This window comes from Paracoccus niistensis (assembly GCF_042432925.1).
GTDB lineage: Bacteria > Pseudomonadota > Alphaproteobacteria > Rhodobacterales > Rhodobacteraceae > Paracoccus > Paracoccus niistensis.
In genome coordinates this window covers 123,508-139,785 of sequence record NZ_JBHLWE010000002.1, presented here as the reverse complement: position 1 = coordinate 139,785, position 16,278 = coordinate 123,508, and the positions used below count along the sequence as shown (strand labels likewise).

Annotated in this window: 13 protein-coding genes; 10 read left to right on the top strand and 3 right to left on the bottom strand. The window is 66.9% G+C overall.

Features of this window, described 5'->3' with window-relative positions; all coding sequences use genetic code 11:
- Positions 1 to 56: 56 nt before the first annotated feature.
- From ACFFII_RS00760 to ACFFII_RS00750, 3 genes are all read right to left on the bottom strand, one after another.
- Positions 57 to 1,514 (bottom strand): NAD(P)(+) transhydrogenase (Re/Si-specific) subunit beta, encoded by a 1,458-nt coding sequence (locus ACFFII_RS00760; protein WP_377697020.1) that lies wholly within the window; start codon positions 1,512 to 1,514, stop codon positions 57 to 59.
- 72 nt (positions 1,515 to 1,586) lie between these two features.
- Entirely contained in the window at positions 1,587 to 3,161 is a 1,575-nt protein-coding gene (locus ACFFII_RS00755) for a Re/Si-specific NAD(P)(+) transhydrogenase subunit alpha (protein WP_377696970.1), read from the bottom strand.
- A gap of 180 nt (positions 3,162 to 3,341) precedes the next feature.
- On the bottom strand, positions 3,342 to 3,947 hold the full coding sequence (locus ACFFII_RS00750; protein ID WP_377696969.1) for a hypothetical protein: 606 nt from the start codon (positions 3,945 to 3,947) through the stop codon (positions 3,342 to 3,344).
- Between the two features lie 163 nt (positions 3,948 to 4,110).
- On the opposite strand from ACFFII_RS00750, the gene pepN reads away from it, so the two are divergent.
- From pepN to ihfB, 10 genes are all read left to right on the top strand, one after another.
- Positions 4,111 to 6,672 (top strand): aminopeptidase N, encoded by a 2,562-nt coding sequence (gene pepN, locus ACFFII_RS00745; protein WP_377696968.1) that lies wholly within the window; start codon positions 4,111 to 4,113, stop codon positions 6,670 to 6,672.
- Positions 6,673 to 6,714: 42 nt separating this feature from the next.
- Positions 6,715 to 7,662, top strand: coding sequence for a lysophospholipid acyltransferase family protein (locus ACFFII_RS00740; RefSeq protein ID WP_377696967.1), 948 nt, complete (start codon positions 6,715 to 6,717; stop codon positions 7,660 to 7,662).
- A gap of 191 nt (positions 7,663 to 7,853) precedes the next feature.
- Positions 7,854 to 8,570: a lipoyl(octanoyl) transferase LipB gene (gene lipB, locus ACFFII_RS00735; protein ID WP_377696966.1), complete on the top strand. Its 717-nt coding sequence runs from the start codon at positions 7,854 to 7,856 to the stop codon at positions 8,568 to 8,570.
- A 95-nt stretch (positions 8,571 to 8,665) separates the two neighbouring features.
- Entirely contained in the window at positions 8,666 to 9,187 is a 522-nt protein-coding gene (locus ACFFII_RS00730) for a c-type cytochrome (RefSeq protein WP_377696965.1), read from the top strand.
- Between the two features lie 188 nt (positions 9,188 to 9,375).
- Positions 9,376 to 11,055 carry a cytochrome c oxidase subunit I gene (locus tag ACFFII_RS00725; RefSeq protein WP_377696964.1) on the top strand — a complete coding sequence of 560 codons (1,680 nt, stop codon included), beginning with the start codon at positions 9,376 to 9,378 and terminating at the stop codon, positions 11,053 to 11,055.
- A 75-nt stretch (positions 11,056 to 11,130) separates the two neighbouring features.
- On the top strand, positions 11,131 to 11,643 hold the full coding sequence (locus ACFFII_RS00720) for a DUF2244 domain-containing protein (protein ID WP_377696963.1): 513 nt from the start codon (positions 11,131 to 11,133) through the stop codon (positions 11,641 to 11,643).
- 67 nt (positions 11,644 to 11,710) lie between these two features.
- A complete protein-coding gene (locus ACFFII_RS00715; RefSeq protein ID WP_090755839.1) occupies positions 11,711 to 12,994 on the top strand; it encodes a TCR/Tet family MFS transporter in 1,284 nt (427 codons plus the stop codon).
- A 28-nt stretch (positions 12,995 to 13,022) separates the two neighbouring features.
- On the top strand, positions 13,023 to 13,922 hold the full coding sequence (locus ACFFII_RS00710) for an alpha/beta hydrolase fold domain-containing protein (RefSeq protein ID WP_377696961.1): 900 nt from the start codon (positions 13,023 to 13,025) through the stop codon (positions 13,920 to 13,922).
- A gap of 144 nt (positions 13,923 to 14,066) precedes the next feature.
- Positions 14,067 to 15,782 (top strand): 30S ribosomal protein S1, encoded by a 1,716-nt coding sequence (gene rpsA, locus ACFFII_RS00705; protein ID WP_090756116.1) that lies wholly within the window; start codon positions 14,067 to 14,069, stop codon positions 15,780 to 15,782.
- A gap of 168 nt (positions 15,783 to 15,950) precedes the next feature.
- Positions 15,951 to 16,247, top strand: a complete 297-nt coding sequence (gene ihfB, locus ACFFII_RS00700) for an integration host factor subunit beta (RefSeq protein ID WP_377696960.1) — start codon at positions 15,951 to 15,953, stop codon at positions 16,245 to 16,247.
- Positions 16,248 to 16,278: the final 31 nt, after the last annotated feature.

The window sequence follows — 16,278 nt, the reverse complement described above, 5'->3', positions numbered from 1 at the left end:
CCAAAAGAAGAACCCCCGCACGGTGGCGGGGGTTCTTTTCGTCTCGAGTGCCTGCCTCAGTCGATCATCGGCAGCAGGGCGTCGATGGACTTCTTGGCGTCGCCATAGAACATCCGCGTGTTCTCCTTGTAGAACAGCGGGTTCTCGATGCCCGAATAACCGGTGCCCTGCCCGCGCTTGCTGACAAAGACATGCTTGGCCTTCCAGACCTCCAGCACCGGCATCCCGGCGATGGGGCTGTTGGGATCGTCCTGCGCGGCCGGGTTCACGATGTCGTTCGAGCCGATGACGATCACCACGTCGGTGTTCGGGAAGTCCTCGTTGATCTCGTCCATCTCGAGGACGATGTCATAGGGGACCTTGGCCTCGGCCAGCAGCACGTTCATGTGGCCCGGAAGACGGCCCGCGACGGGGTGGATGGCGAAGCGCACCTCCTTGCCCGCCGCGCGCAGCTTGCGGGTCAGTTCCGACACCGACTGCTGCGCCTGCGCCACGGCCATGCCGTAGCCCGGGACGATGATGACGCTGTCGGCCTCGTTCAGGGCCGCCGCCACGCTCTCGGCGTCGATGGCGACCTGCTCGCCCTCGATCTCCATCGCCGGGCCCGTCTCGCCGCCGAAGCCGCCGAGGATGACCGAGACGAACGAGCGGTTCATCGCCTTGCACATGATGTAGGACAGGATCGCACCCGAGGAACCCACCAGCGCGCCCACCACGATCAGCAGGTCGTTCGACAGTGTGAAGCCGATCATCGCCGCGGCCCAGCCCGAGTAGCTGTTCAGCATCGAGACCACGACCGGCATGTCGGCGCCGCCGATCCCCATGATGAGGTGCCAGCCGATGAAGCCCGCAACCAGCGTCAGCAGGATCAGCCACAGCATCGCCGGGCCCCAGCCCGCGACGTAAAGGATGACCAGCAGCAGCGACAGGATCGCGGCACCGAGGTTCAGCATGTGACCGCCGGGCAGCTTCTTCGGCTTGCCGTCGATCTTGCCGGCCAGCTTGCCATAGGCCACGACCGAGCCGGTGAAGGTCACGGCGCCGATGAAGATGCCCAGGCCGACCTCGACCTTGAGCATGGCGATCTCGGCCGGGGACTTGTGCGCCAGAACGGCGGCAAAGCCCTGGAACAGGTCGGTCGCCTCGTTCAGGCGGGCGCGGATCACGCGGCCCAGCTCGATCTGCGCGTTCAGACCGATGAAGACGGCGGCAAGGCCCACAAGGCTGTGCATCGCCGCGACGAGCTGCGGCATCTCGGTCATCTGGACGCGGGTGGCCAGCAGCCAGCCGCCGACGCCGCCCAGCGCGATCATCAGGATCGACAGCCACCAGTTGCCCCAGCCAGGGCCGAACAGGGTCGCCAGAACCGCCAGCGCCATGCCGACGATGCCATACCAGATGGCGCGCTTGGCGCTTTCCTGGCCCGACAGCCCGCCCAGCGACAGGATGAACAGGACGGCGGCAACAACATAGACCGCGCTGGTGAAGCCATAGGCCGGCAATGCCTCGACCATGGAAGCAGGTGCCACGACCGGGTCCATGCCGGCGGGCGAGGTGGTGATTACGGTGGTCTCCATCGACGCCCCTTACGACTTCTGGAACATGGCAAGCATCCGGCGCGTGACCAGGAAGCCGCCGAAGATGTTGACGGCCGTCATCAGCACGGCCAGCGCGCCCAGGATGACGATCAGCGCCGAACCCGAGCCGATCTGCAGCAGCGCGCCCAGGATCACGATCGACGAGATCGCGTTGGTGATCGCCATCAACGGCGTGTGCAGCGAATGGCTGACGTTCCAGATCACCTGGAAGCCGATGAAGACCGACAGCACGAAGACGATGAAATGCTGCAGGAACGAGGCCGGGGCAAAGAGCCCGACCAGCAGCATCAGCACGCCGCCCGTGACCAGCATGCCGACCTGGCTGCGGGTCTGGCGGCGGAAGGCCAGCGCCTCGGCGGCGCGGCGTTCTTCGGGCGTGGGGTCCTTGACCTTGGGCTTGGGCTTCTGCGCGGCGATGGCCTGCACCTTGGGCGGCGGCGGCGGCCAGGTGATGTCATGCTCGCGCGTGACCGTGGCCCCGCGGATGACGTCATCCTCCATGTTGTGGACCAGCGTGCCGTCCTTGGCGGGCGTCAGGTCGGCCAGCATGTGGCGGATGTTGTTGCCGTAAAGCTCGGAGGACTGCGCCCCCATGCGAGAGGGGAAGTCGGTGTAGCCGATGATCGTGACGCCGTTCTCGGTCACGATCTTGGCGTCGGGCACGGTCAGGTCGCAGTTGCCGCCGCGCTCGGCCGCAAGGTCCACGATGACCGAGCCCGGCTTCATCATGCGGACCATGTCCTCGGTCCACAGCTTGGGCGCAGGGCGGCCGGGGATCAGCGCCGTGGTGACGACGATGTCCATGTCCGGCGCAAGCTCGCGGAACTTTTCCAGTTGCTTGGCAAGGAACTCGGGGCTCGAGGGCGCGGCATAGCCGCCGGTCGCCGCGCCGTCCTGCACCTGGTCGGTGAAGTCGAGGAAGACGAACTCGGCCCCCATCGACTCGATCTGCTCGGCCACTTCGGGGCGGACGTCGAAGGCATAGACCTGCGCGCCCAGGCTTGTGGCAGCACCGATGGCCGCAAGGCCTGCCACGCCCGCGCCGACGACCAGCACCTTGGCCGGGGGCACCTTGCCCGCCGCCGTCACCTGGCCCGTGAAGAAGCGTCCGAAGTTGTTGGCGGCCTCGATCACCGCGCGGTAGCCGGCGATGTTGGCCATGGACGACAGCGCGTCCATCTTCTGCGCGCGGCTGATCCGCGGGACCATGTCCATGGCGATGGCGTTCACGCCCAGGTCGCGCGCGCGTTCCAGAAGTTCCGCATTCTGGCCGGGATAGAAGAACGAGATGAGCGTCTGCCCTTCCCGCATCCGGCCCAGTTCCTCCTCGGTCGGCGGGCGGACCTTGACCACGACATCCACCGCCTCGGTCAGCGCGGCGGCGTTCGGATGAACGGTCACCCCGGCCCCTTCATAGGCCGCATCCGAAAAGCCCGCGCGGGCGCCCGCGCCCGATTCGACGTGAACCTCATGCCCGAGCTTCTGCAGATGCCCGGCCGAGGACGGTGTGACGGCGACCCGCGCCTCACCGTCGAAAGTTTCCTTCAACGCGCCAATTCTCACCGAGCCGGCCCCCTCTCGTCTTGTGCTGCAACCGCATTATCATTGCGCAACAATCTTTCACAAGCGGGTGAGGCGCAGGACAAGGTCGGCAAACGGAAGGGGTCCGGACGAGAAAAAAAGAACCGCCGCGCAAAGGCGCGGCGGTTCCATTTTCCGGCCGGGAAGGCCGTCGAAGGAAGATCAGTTGGTCGAAGGCGTGGTGACAGGAACCGTCGTCGTGGTCGAGGCGGCGGCATCGGCCGCGTCGCTGGCAGCTTCGGCAGCCGTGTCGGCGGCAGCGTCAGCCGCAGCGCCGGTCGCAGTGGCGGCGTCCTGGGCAGCCTCGCCGGCGGCTTCGGCAGCTTCACCCGCGGCGGTAGCGGCATCCGCCCCGGTGGTCGCGGCGCCAGTCGTGGCCGTGCCGGTGGTGGCGGTGTCGGTCGCGGCGCCGGTCGTGGCGGTGTCGGTCGTCGCGGTGTCGGTGCCCGTCGTCGCAGCCGGAGCGGTCGTGGTCGCCGTGTCGGTCGTCGTGGTGCCGGTCGCCGTGTCGGCAACAGGAGCGGTGGTCGTGGTGGTCGAGGTTTCGGTATCGACCGCCTCGTCATTGCCCATGAAGCTGGACAGCAGCCACCAGGCAAGCGCCAGGGCCAGCAGGATACCGATGATCAGCGGCAGCGGCGAGGCCTTTTTCTCGACCGGCTCGACGTAGGTCTCGGTCACGACGGTGTTGCGACCGCTGGGATCGACGGGGCGATGCGGATCGGTGGCGTCGGTGCGGCGCGGATCGTTCGGGTCGTAGTTGGCCATGACTGGTCTCCTTGAAGCTGCATGATCTGGCGGGTTCGCCTTGCCCTCAATCCTCTGCACGCGCAACTGAGGCCTTGGCTTGCGACCCGGTAATCAGGCGCTTAACACTCGGCTTTGACACAAGTTCCGCGCGTGCAGGACTTTTTCTGGAACGAGGGATATCATGGCGGAAACCCGCTTTCTTCGCGATTACAGCCCCTATCCGTTCCGGGTCCGGGAAACCCGTCTCGATGTGACATTGGCGCCACAAGGCACGGTTGTCTCGTCGCGGATCGAGTTCGAGCGGACCGGCGCGGGTTCCCTGGTTCTGGACGGCGGCACGGGGCTGCGGACGCGGTCCGTGACCATCGACGGCGCCCCCGTAGACGCCGCGCATCTGGCGATGACGGGCGAGACGCTGACCATAGCCGAGGCCGCGCTGCCCGACCGCCCCTTCACCTTTGCCGCGCAGGTCGAGATCGACCCCGAGGCGAACACCGCACTGGAGGGGCTGTATCTCTCGGGCGGCATCTTCTGCACCCAGTGCGAGGCCGAGGGCTTCCGTCACATCACCTGGTATCCCGACCGGCCCGACGTGATGGCGCCCTTCCGGGTGACGGTCCGGTCCAACCTGCCGGTGCTGCTGTCGAACGGCAACCCCGTGGCGCAGGGCGAGGGCTGGGCCGAATGGCACGACCCTTGGCCCAAGCCCGCCTATCTCTTCGCGCTGGTCGCGGGCGACCTGAAGGCCGTCAGCGACAGCTTCACCACCATGTCGGGGCGCAAGGTGGCGCTGAACGTCTGGGTGCGTCCGGCCGATCTGGACCGCGCGGACTTTGCGATGGAAGCGCTGAAGAAGTCGATGCGCTGGGACGAGACGGCTTACGGGCGCGAATACGACCTGGACGTGTTCAACATCGTCGCCGTGGACGACTTCAACATGGGGGCCATGGAAAACAAGGGGTTGAACATCTTCAACTCGAAACTGGTGCTGGCCTCCCCCGAGACCGCGACCGACGCCGACTACGAGCGGATCGAGGCGGTGATCGCGCATGAGTATTTCCACAACTGGACCGGCAACCGCATCACCTGCCGCGACTGGTTCCAGCTGTGCCTCAAGGAAGGGCTGACGGTCTTCCGCGACCAGCAGTTCACGTCGGACGTGCGCTCGGCCGCGGTGAAGCGGATCGAGGATGTGGTGATGCTGCGCGGGCGCCAGTTCCGCGAGGACGCGGGACCGCTGGCGCATCCGCCCCGGCCCGACCGTTATGAAGAGATCAACAACTTCTACACCGCCACCGTTTACGAAAAGGGCGCCGAGGTCATCGGGATGCTCAGGCGGCTGGTGGGGGATGACGGCTACCGCAAGTCGCTGGACCTGTATTTCGACCGCCACGACGGGCAGGCCTGCACCATCGAGGACTGGCTTAAGGTCTTCGAGGACGCCACCGGCCGCGATCTTGCGCAGTTCAAGCGCTGGTACACCGACGCGGGCACGCCGAAGCTGACGCTGGCCGAGGACTGGGATGACGAGGCGGGCCGCCTGACCCTGCGCTTTTCGCAGGCAACCGCGCCCACGCCGGGCCAGCCCGACAAGCCGGCGCGCGTGATCCCCATCGCGGTCGGCCTGATCTCGCAGAATGGCGACGAGGTGCTGCCGACCCGTGTGCTGGAGATGACGGAAGCCCGGCAGGACTTTGGCTTCGAGGGCCTGGGCTCACGCCCCGTGGTGTCGCTGCTGCGCGGTTTTTCCGCCCCCGTGACGGTGGACCGGAAGATGACCACGGTTGAGCGGGCGATCCTGCTGGCGCATGACACGGATTCCTTCGCCCGCTGGCAGGCGGGGCACGACCTGGCGATGGACTCGCTGGTCGCGATGGCGCGGGGCGGCAGCGTCGATCCGGTCTTCACCCATGCGCTGGGCGGCGCGCTGGACGATGAAAGCCTCGATCCGGCCTTTGTGGCACTGGTCCTGCGCCTGCCCGGCGAGGACGAGATCGCGGCCGAGATCGCCGCGCGCGGGGCGACCCCCGATCCTGACGCCATTCACCAGGCACGCGATGCGCTGGCGGCCGGGCTCGCGGCCGAGCACGAGCGCGGCCTGTCCACCCTTTACGACCGGATGGAAGTGCCCGGCCCCTACTCGCCCGAGGCCGGGCCTGCGGGACGCCGCTCGCTGCGGCTGGCGGCGCTGGGCCTGCTGTCGCGGCTCGACGGCGGCGTGCGGGCGCAGGCCCTGTGGGACTCGGCTTCGAACATGACCGAGAAGATGGGCGCGCTGGCGGCGCTGGTCCGGTTGGACCGCGCCGGCCCCGCCCTGGCCCAGATGGAGGCGCGCTTCGGCGACAACCGGCTGGTGATGGACAAGTTCTTCAGCGTCCAGCCCATGGCCGCCCCGCCTGCCCGCGCGGTGCCCGTGGCGAAGGAGTTGGCAGAGCGTCCCGACTTCGACTGGAAGAACCCGAACCGCTTCCGCTCGCTGATCGGCGGGCTTGCGGCGAACCATGCGGCTTTTCACGCAGGCGACGGATCGGGCTATGATTTCGTCGCGGACTGGCTGATGCGGCTGGACCCGGTGAACCCCCAGACGGCGGCGCGCATGACCACGGTCTTCGAGACCTGGCCGCGCTATGACGCGGATCGCCGGGCAAGGGCGCGGGAGGCGCTGGAACGGCTGGCCGCCCTGCCGTCGCTGTCGGGCAACACCGGCGAAATGGTGCGGCGCATTCTTGCCGCGGGAACCTGATGGCGCTTGCGGGCGTCAAGTCTCAGGGGATAGGTGCACGTCATGAGCCACGCGCCCACGAACACGCCTGATCCGGGCCGCCTGCCCGCCCGGGTCGAGATGCAGGAACGGCTGGACCCGCTGATCGCCGAACGGGCGCCCTGGCTTTATTCCGGCAAGCCGCATCACACGCTGGCCAAGCGGCTGATGATGCGGCTCTTGCGCTATCCCCGTTCCATCGATCTTGCGGCCGAGTTCCGCGACCTGCCGACCGAGGAGATCATGCGCCGCATCTCGGCGCTGATCGTGCGCGACCTGCGGGTGGACGGCCTGGAAAACATCCCCGCGACCGGCCCCGCGCTGATCGTGGCGAACCACCCGACCGGGATCGCCGACGGGATCGTTCTGCACGCGGTCGTCTCGGCCGTGCGCGACGACCTGTTCATCTACGCCAACCACGACATGATCCGCGTCCTGCCCCAGACCGAGGAGCTGATCGCCCCGGTTGAATGGCGGATGGAGAAGCGCAGCCACGCCAAGACGAAATACACGATGGACTACACCCGCGCCGCGCTGGGCCAGGGGCGGATCGGGCTGATCTTCCCCTCGGGGCGGCTGGCCAAGCGGCACGGGCTGAAGCTGCACGAGCGGCCCTGGATGGCCAGCGCGGTGATGATCGCGCGCAAGTTCGGCGCACCCGTCATCCCGCTGCACATCCGGGCGAGGAACTCGGCCCTGTTCTACCTGCTGGACGCGATCCACCCGACTCTGCGGGACGTGACGCTGTTCAACGAGGTGCTGAACAAGGCGGGCCACACCTACCGCATCACCGTTGGAAAGCCGATCGACCCGGCAAGCCTGCCCGCAAAGTCCGAGGAAGGCATCGAGGCACTGCGCCGCGCCGTCCTGGACCTGCCCCCGCCCGGCCCCAACGCCGCGCACATGTCGCATCTGCGCGAGGTGCGCCGGCGCCGCGCGCAGATCCGGCAGCCGATGAGCGAGAAGCTCTAGTCTTTCCTTCGCTTGACCGTCGGACGGGGGGCTGCCCGATCAGGCTTCGCCCCTTCCTCGCCCAAGACAGTCCATCGGACTGTTTTCAGGCGCTCGGAAGACCGGGATATCGGGCAAGGAAGAAAAGGCTGCCGCAGCCTGGGGAGACCACGCTTGCTTATCGGAATGGCTGGCGTCATCTGTGGCGCGTCATGACCGAGCTTCCCACTTCTGACACGCAGCGACTGCCCTTTCCGCACGCCGGCCCCGAGTGGCTGCTGACCCCCGGCCTGATCCCCCATCCCGAGGCAGTGGCATGGATGGAGGCGCGCGTTGCCGCCATCCATGCGGGCGAAGCGCCTGAGGCAATCTGGCTTGTCGAGCATCCGCCGCTTTACACGGCGGGCACCTCGGCCCGCCCCGAGGACCTGACCGATCCCGGCCGCTTCCCCGTCTTTCCCACCGGGCGCGGCGGGCAATACACCTATCACGGCCCCGGACAGCGCGTGGCCTATGTCATGCTGGACCTCAATCGCCGCGGCCGTGACATCCGCGCCTTTGTCCAATCGCTGGAGGCATGGGTGATCTCTGCCCTGGCCGAGTTCGGGCTGCGCGGCGAGATCCGTGAAGGCCGGGTGGGTGTCTGGATCGCGCGGCCCGACAAGGCCCCGCTGGCGGACGGTTCGATGCGCGAGGACAAGATCGCCGCCATCGGCATCAAGCTGCGCCGCTGGGTCAGCTTCCACGGCATCTCGATCAACGTGGAACCCGACCTGTCCCATTATGGCGGCATCGTTCCCTGCGGGATCAGCGGCCACGGCGTCACCAGCCTGGTCGATCTCGGCCTGCCGGTGACGATGGCCGATCTGGATCACGCGCTGATGACCAGCTTTTGCAAGGTTCTTGGTGAACCAAATGCAGGTCTATGACCTTTGTTCTCTTGCGAAAGCGCGCGCGATGATATGCCCTGTGCCCGAGAGAGACCGCTCTCGTCACGAATGATCCGTTGAGGAAGGACGATCCGATGAAGACCAGCCTGTTTGCCACTCTCGCGACCTTCGCCCTTGCCATGCCCGCCCTGGCCCAGGATGCGGCCGGCGACCCGGCCAAGGGCGAGGCGGAGTTCAAGAAATGCAAGGCCTGCCACATGATCCAGGCGCCGGACGGCACGGACATCGTGAAGGGCGGCAAGACCGGCCCCAACCTGTATGGCGTGGTCGGCCGCCCCTATGCCGCCGAGGAGGGCTATAAGTACGGCGAGGGTCTGATCGAGCTGGCCGAGAAGAACCCCGACCAGGTCTGGGACACGGCCCACCTGGTCGAGTACATCACCGACCCGACCGCTTACGTGAAGGAACACACCGGCGACACCGCCGCGAAGTCGAAGATGACCTTCAAGCTGGCCAAGAACCAGGCCGACGTGGTCGCCTTCCTGGCGCAGCACTCGCCGGATGCCGGCGCGGCTGCTGGCGGCGATGCGGCGGCCCCAGCAGCGCCTGCAGCCGGGGGCGATGCGGCAGCGGCGGCGCCTGCGGCCACGAACTGACGCACCTGCCTTCCCGCAAGGGGAACGGCACCTGAATCCACCCCCGTCCGCGCCCGCGGGCGGGGGATTTTTTGTCGCACCGCCCCCCGCGCGACGCATTGCCGCAAGGGGATTCCTGTTCTAGAACGAGCCTCAGCCAGTCCGCCCGGCCAGCCGCCGCGACGGCACGATTCTGAGGAGAGCTTCGCATGGCAGATGCCGCCGTTCACGGCCAAGGTGCGCAGCATGACACCCGCGGGTTCTTTACCCGCTGGTTCATGTCCACCAACCACAAGGACATCGGTGTCCTTTACCTCTTCACCGCAGGCCTGGTGGGGCTGATCTCGGTCAGCTTCACCGTCTACATGCGGATGGAGCTGCAGCATCCCGGCGTGCAGTACATGTGCCTTGAAGGCGCGCGCTTCCTTGCGGCCGGCGCGGACGAGGTCTGCACCCCGAACGGCCACCTGTGGAACGTGATGATCACCTACCACGGCGTCCTGATGATGTTCTTCGTCGTCATTCCGGCGCTGTTCGGTGGCTTTGGCAACTACTTCATGCCGCTGCACATCGGTGCGCCGGACATGGCCTTCCCGCGGCTGAACAACCTGTCCTACTGGCTGTTCGTCGCCGGCGTGTCGATGGGCGTCGCCTCGCTACTGTCGCCGGGCGGCAACGACCAGCTCGGCTCGGGCGTGGGCTGGGTGCTGTATCCGCCGCTGTCCACCACCGAGGGCGGCTATTCGATGGACCTGGCGATCTTCGCCGTCCACCTGTCGGGCGTCTCGTCGATCCTGGGCGCGATCAACATCATCACCACCTTCCTGAACATGCGCGCCCCCGGCATGACGATGTTCAAGGTGCCGCTGTTCGCCTGGTCCGTCTTCATCACCGCCTGGATGATCCTGCTGGCCCTGCCGGTGCTGGCCGGCGCCATCACCATGCTGCTGATGGACCGCAACTTCGGCACCAACTTCTTCAACCCGGCCGGCGGCGGCGACCCGGTGCTGTACCAGCACATCCTGTGGTTCTTCGGCCACCCCGAGGTCTACATCATCATCGTGCCGGGCTTCGGCATCATCAGCCACGTGATCTCGACCTTCTCGCGCAAGCCCATCTTCGGCTACCTGCCGATGGTTCTGGCCATGGCCGCGATCGCCATCCTGGGCTTCGTCGTCTGGGCCCACCACATGTACACCGTCGGGATGTCACTGACCCAGCAGGCCTATTTCATGCTGGCGACCATGACGATCGCGGTGCCGACCGGCATCAAGGTCTTCTCGTGGATCGCCACGATGTGGGGCGGCTCGATCGAGTTCAAGACGCCCATGCTCTGGGCCTTCGGCTTCCTGTTCCTGTTCACCGTGGGCGGCGTCACCGGCGTCGTGCTGTCCCAGGCTCCGCTGGACCGCGTGTATCACGACACCTACTATGTCGTGGCGCACTTCCACTACGTGATGTCGCTGGGCGCCGTCTTCGCCATCTTCGCCGGCGTCTACTACTGGATCGGCAAGATGAGCGGGCGCCAGTACCCGGAATGGGCGGGCAAGGTCCACTTCTTCGCCATGTTCATCGGCTCGAACCTGATCTTCTTCCCCCAGCACTTCCTGGGCCAGCAGGGGATGCCGCGCCGCTACATCGACTATCCGGATGCCTTCGCCTACTGGAACAACATCTCGTCGCTCGGCGCCTATCTCGCCTTCGCCTCGTTCCTGTGGTTCATCGGCGTGGTGTTCTACACGCTGTTCGCCGGCCAGCGCGTGACCGAGAACAACTACTGGAACGAGTTCGCCGACACGCTGGAATGGACCCTGCCCTCGCCGCCGCCCGAGCATACCTTCGAGCAGCTTCCCAAGCGCGAGGACTGGGACCACGCCCGCGGGCACTGATCCCTTCAACCTGAATCCTGCGGCCCCGGAGCGATCCGGGGCCGTTTTCCGTGGAAGACCCTGGATGCGGATCCCATGCCCTATGCCTGGCAGCCCGACGACCCCGACGGCACCCGCCGCCTGCTGATCTGGCGCCACCGCTCGCTGACACCCGAGGGATTTGCCTGGGTGATCGGGATTTCGGCGGCGACGCTGGCGCTGCCCCTGCTGGCGGTCATCGGCTCGGCCGTCATGTGGGGGCTGCTGCCCTTTGCCCTGGCGGCGCTGGCGGGGCTGTGGTGGGCGGTCCAGCGCGGCTGGAAGGGCGGCGGCGCGTTCGAGGAAGTCGCGCTGAGCCCGGCCGAGATGTCGGTCACCCGCCACGACCCGGGCCGCCCGGCCCGCCGCTGGCAGGGCAATCCCTACTGGGTGCGGCTGACGCTGCGGCGCGACGGGCCGGTCGAGGATTACCTGACCCTTTCCGACGGCCGGCGCGAGATCGAGCTTGGCGCCTTTCTCAGCCCCGAGGAGCGGCGCAGCCTGCGCGCCGACCTCGCCGCCGCCTTGTCCGAGCTTGTGCGCCCGGCAGAAAGCCGCCTGCAACCCTGAGGGTGGGGCCGCTTCCGCTCGCACACCGTTCATGGCAGAGAGGCGCCAGCGTCCCTGCGAGTGCCAGATGTCCCAGATTTCCGTCAGAACACGCGCAGACCGGCGCCGCGCGGCCTTCCGCCGCAAGGCCGGACGGGCGGCGCGCATCTTCGTGCTGCTGACGGTGCTGATCGACGCGACCGGCATGGGGCTGATCTTTCCCGTCATGCCCGACCTGCTCGAGGAACTGACCGGCCAGAACCTGTCGGGCGCCGCCGTCTGGGGCGGCATTCTGGGCACGGCCTACGCGGCGATGCAGTTCCTGTTCGGTCCCGTCGTCGGCAACCTGTCGGATGCCTATGGCCGCCGCCCGGTCATGCTGACGGCGCTGTTCGTGATGACGCTGGACTATGTGCTGCTGGCGGTCGCCCATACCGTCACGCTGATCCTGATCGGCCGCATCATCGGCGGCATCATGGCCGCGACCCACGCGACGGCCGCCGCCTACATGGCCGACATCTCGACGCCCGAGGAAAAGGGCCGCAACTTCGGCCTGATCGGCGCGGCCTTTGGCGTAGGCTTCGTGCTGGGGCCGGTGCTGGGCAGCCTGGCATCGACCATCGACCTGAGGGCACCCTTCTGGATCGCGGGCGGGCTTGCCTTCGCCAACATGGTTTTCGGCTATTTCGTGCTGCCGGAAACCGTCACGCGGTCGATCCGCCGTCCCTTCAGCTGGCGGCGGGCCAACCCGCTTTCCTCGTTCTCGGCCGTGGGCAAGCTGCCGGGGATCGCGCCGCTTCTGGCGGTCTTCGCGCTGTTCAACCTTGCGGGCTATGTCTATCCGGCGGTCTGGAGCTTCTTCGGCAAGGCCCGCTTCGGCTGGGACCCGCTGCATATCGGCCTGTCGCTGGCAGCCTTCGGCATCGCCATCGCCTTCGTGCAGGGGGTGCTGGTCGGCCCCGCGATCCGGCGTTTCGGGCCGGGCCGCACGGTGGTCCTGGGCTTCGTGCTCGAGATCGCGGCCTTTGTCTTCTACGGCTTCGTCACCAGCCCGCTGTGGGCCCTGGCCCTGACGCCACTGGCCGCCATCGCCGGGCTGGGCGGGCCCGCGCTTCAGCAGATCATGTCGAACCTCGCCCGCGACGACCAGCAGGGAGAGTTGCAGGGCGTCCTCTCCTCGGTTGCGGCCATCGCCATGGGCGTGTCGCCGCTGATCATGACCGCGATCTTTGCGTTTTTCACGCGTGAGAATACGCTGGTCTATGCGCCGGGGATGCCGTTCCTGGCCGCCGCCGCCATGATGCTTGTGGCGCTGGCGATCTTTGTCCAGGCGCGGAGGTCCCGGCACCGGACAGGTGAAAGGAGCAGCTGATGACGCGTTTCACCAAGGCCCTCATCCGATGACCGCCGCCGGGTCGCGCAAGATGCGGCGGCTGGGCCAGATGGCCCGGCTCACCATCCAGCCCTTCGCCCGCCGCCCTCGCGTGATCCGGGCACTCATGGCGACGGGGCTTCTGTCCCGCGACTTCCCCCTGCCCCGAAGGACGCGGCGGGAGCTGGACACGGTCCGGCGCAAGCTTCAGGGCCGCCCCGTCTGGACGCTTTCACCCAAGAACGTGGCGCAGGACGCGCCGCTGGTCCTTTATCTGCATGGCGGGGCCTATGTCTGCGGCATCGCCCCGCCTCACTGGCAGTTTCTGACCACGCTGGCCCGAGGCAGCGCGGTGATCGAGGTGCCGCTTTACGGGCTCGCGCCGCAATACGACGTCCGCCACGCATTCGCATTGCTGGACGCCCTGTGGGCCGAGATCGCCCTTCGCCATCCTGGCCGCCCCGTCACGCTGATGGGCGATTCCGCCGGGGGCGGACTGGCGCTGGCCTTCGCCATGCACCTGCGCGACAAGGGAGAGATGCTGCCGGGAAAGCTGGTCCTGCTCGCACCCTGGTCCGACATCACCTGCAGCGACCCCGCCGTGGACGAGCGCCGGCAGGACGACCCCATGCTGGCCCGTGCGGGCGCGCTGCTGGCAGGCGAGGTCTGGGCCGATGGCGCGGACCCGCGTGACCCGCGCCTCAGCCCGATGAATGGCGAGATGGCGGGCCTGCCGCCCACCGACATCTACCAGGGCACGCGCGACATGCTGCGCCCGCAGGTCGAAGCGCTGGCGGACCGGATGCGCGCGGCAGGGGTGCAGGTGGACCTGACGCTCTGCCCCGGCGGGCTGCATGTCTACCCGATCTTCGACGCGCCCGAAAGCAACGCCGCCACGGCCCGGATCTCGGCGCGGCTGCGGGGCTGAACCCTTGCCAGATGCGGGAATTTGCGCTATAGGCGCGCCCAAGTCTTGTGAACGACATGGCCAGAACAGGCCGCTTTGGAATGGGTCGGGCCTTATGCTGCGACCCTTTCGCGTTACGCAAGGCAGACCGGCGGAGCCAACCGCATGGCCAGCAACCCGACCAAAGGACACACCTGCCGCATGGCGAAACAAACATCCATGGAGGAATTCGAAGCCCTCCTCAACGAAAGCTTCGAGATTGACACCCCGGACGAAGGTTCGGTCGTCAAGGGCCGCGTCATCGCCATCGAGGCGGGGCAGGCCATCATCGACGTCGGCTACAAGATGGAAGGCCGCGTCGATCTGAAGGAATTCGCCAATCCGGGCGAAGAAGCCAACCTGTCGGTCGGCGACGAGGTCGAGGTCTATCTGGACCGCGTGGAAAACGCCCGCGGCGAAGCCTCGATCAGCCGTGAAAAGGCTCGCCGCGAGGAAGCTTGGGACCGTCTGGAGCAGGCCTACGCCAAGGAAGAGCGCGTCGAAGGCGCCATCTTCGGCCGCGTCAAGGGTGGCTTCACCGTCGATCTGGGCGGCGCCGTGGCCTTCCTGCCCGGTTCGCAGGTCGATGTGCGCCCCGTGCGCGACGCCGGCCCGCTGATGGGTCTGAAGCAGCCCTTCCAGATCCTGAAAATGGATCGCCGCCGCGGCAACATCGTCGTGTCGCGCCGCGCCATCCTGGAAGAAAGCCGCGCCGAACAGCGCGCCGAAGTCATCTCGAACCTGCACGAAGGTCAGGTCGTTGACGGCGTCGTCAAGAACATCACTGAATACGGCGCCTTCGTCGATCTGGGCGGCGTTGACGGCCTGCTGCATGTCACCGACATGGCGTGGCGCCGCGTGAACCACCCGTCCGAGATCCTGTCGATCGGCGAGACCGTCAAGGTCCAGGTCGTCAAGATCAACAAGGAAACCCACCGCATCAGCCTGGGCATGAAGCAGCTCCAGTCCGATCCGTGGGACACGGTGGCCGACAAGTTCCCGATCGGCTCGGTCCACAAGGGCCGCGTGACCAACATCACCGACTACGGCGCCTTCGTGGAACTGGAAGCCGGCGTCGAGGGTCTGGTCCACGTGTCGGAAATGTCCTGGACCAAGAAGAACGTCCATCCCGGGAAGATCGTCTCCACCTCGCAGGAAGTGGACGTCATGGTGCTGGAGATCGACGAGCAGAAGCGCCGCGTCAGCCTGGGCCTCAAGCAGACCCAGCGCAACCCGTGGGAAGTCTTCGCCGAAACCCACCCGGCCGGCACCCCGATCGAGGGCGAGGTCAAGAACATCACCGAGTTCGGTCTGTTCGTGGGCCTGGAAGGCGACATCGACGGCATGGTCCACCTGTCCGACCTGTCGTGGGACCAGCGTGGCGAAGATGCGATCCAGAACTACCGCAAGGGCGACGTCGTCCGCGCGGTCGTGCAGGAAGTCGACATCGACAAGGAACGCATCAGCCTGTCGATCAAGGCCATGGAAAACGACACCATGTCCGAGGCCGTTGACGGCGTGAAGCGGGGCGATGTCGTCACCGCGGAAGTCACCGCGATCGAGGATGGCGGGATCGAGGTGGAATACAACGGCGTCAAGTCGTTCATCCGCCGCTCGGACCTGGCACGCGACCGTCAGGACCAGCGCCCCGAGCGTTTCTCGGTCGGCGACAAGGTCGATGTCCGCGTGACCAACATCGACACCAAGACCCGCCGTCTTGGCCTGTCGATCAAGGCCCGCGAGATCGCCGAGGAAAAGGAAGCGATCGACCAGTACGGCTCGTCCGATTCGGGCGCCTCGCTGGGCGACATCCTGGGCGCGGCGCTGAACCGCCGCGGCTGAGGACCCCCTCTGTCGGCATCCCTGGGCCGTCCCCTTCGGGGGGCGGCCTTTCTCATGCGGTAAGGGCTGGAATTGCAGCAGAAAACCTGCAACCTTATCAGTTCGGTCGCGTTGGGAACCCATGCCATTGCCGCGCGCGGACCAAGCCATAGCTAGAACAGGGCGACCATGATCCGTTCCGAATTGATCCAGAAGATCGCCGAGGAAAATCCCCACCTCTTCCAGCGCGATGTCGAACGGATCGTCGCCACCGTCTTTGACGAGATCATCTCGGCCATGTCGCGAGGCGAGCGGGTCGAGTTGCGAGGCTTCGGCGCCTTTTCGGTCAAGCAGCGCCAGTCCCGCCAGGGCCGCAATCCCCGCACGGGGGAAACCGTGCAGGTGGATGAAAAGCACGTTCCTTTCTTCAAGACGGGCAAGCTGCTGCGTGACCGCCTGAACGGGCTGGACCGGTCCGACGAGTGACGCGTCCGGTCGCGCGAGGCGGTTGCACCCG

Coding starts and splice junctions, on each gene's coding strand:
- ACFFII_RS00760 (WP_377697020.1), bottom strand. CDS start 1,514: ATGGTCGAGGCATTGCCGGCCTATGGCTTCACCAGCGCGGTCTATGTT.
- ACFFII_RS00750 (WP_377696969.1), bottom strand. CDS start 3,947: ATGGCCAACTACGACCCGAACGATCCGCGCCGCACCGACGCCACCGAT.
- pepN (WP_377696968.1), top strand. CDS start 4,111: ATGGCGGAAACCCGCTTTCTTCGCGATTACAGCCCCTATCCGTTCCGG.
- ACFFII_RS00740 (WP_377696967.1), top strand. CDS start 6,715: ATGAGCCACGCGCCCACGAACACGCCTGATCCGGGCCGCCTGCCCGCC.
- lipB (WP_377696966.1), top strand. CDS start 7,854: ATGACCGAGCTTCCCACTTCTGACACGCAGCGACTGCCCTTTCCGCAC.
- ACFFII_RS00730 (WP_377696965.1), top strand. CDS start 8,666: ATGAAGACCAGCCTGTTTGCCACTCTCGCGACCTTCGCCCTTGCCATG.
- ACFFII_RS00725 (WP_377696964.1), top strand. CDS start 9,376: ATGGCAGATGCCGCCGTTCACGGCCAAGGTGCGCAGCATGACACCCGC.
- ACFFII_RS00720 (WP_377696963.1), top strand. CDS start 11,131: ATGCCCTATGCCTGGCAGCCCGACGACCCCGACGGCACCCGCCGCCTG.
- ACFFII_RS00715 (WP_090755839.1), top strand. CDS start 11,711: ATGTCCCAGATTTCCGTCAGAACACGCGCAGACCGGCGCCGCGCGGCC.
- ACFFII_RS00710 (WP_377696961.1), top strand. CDS start 13,023: ATGACCGCCGCCGGGTCGCGCAAGATGCGGCGGCTGGGCCAGATGGCC.
- rpsA (WP_090756116.1), top strand. CDS start 14,067: ATGGCCAGCAACCCGACCAAAGGACACACCTGCCGCATGGCGAAACAA.
- ihfB (WP_377696960.1), top strand. CDS start 15,951: ATGATCCGTTCCGAATTGATCCAGAAGATCGCCGAGGAAAATCCCCAC.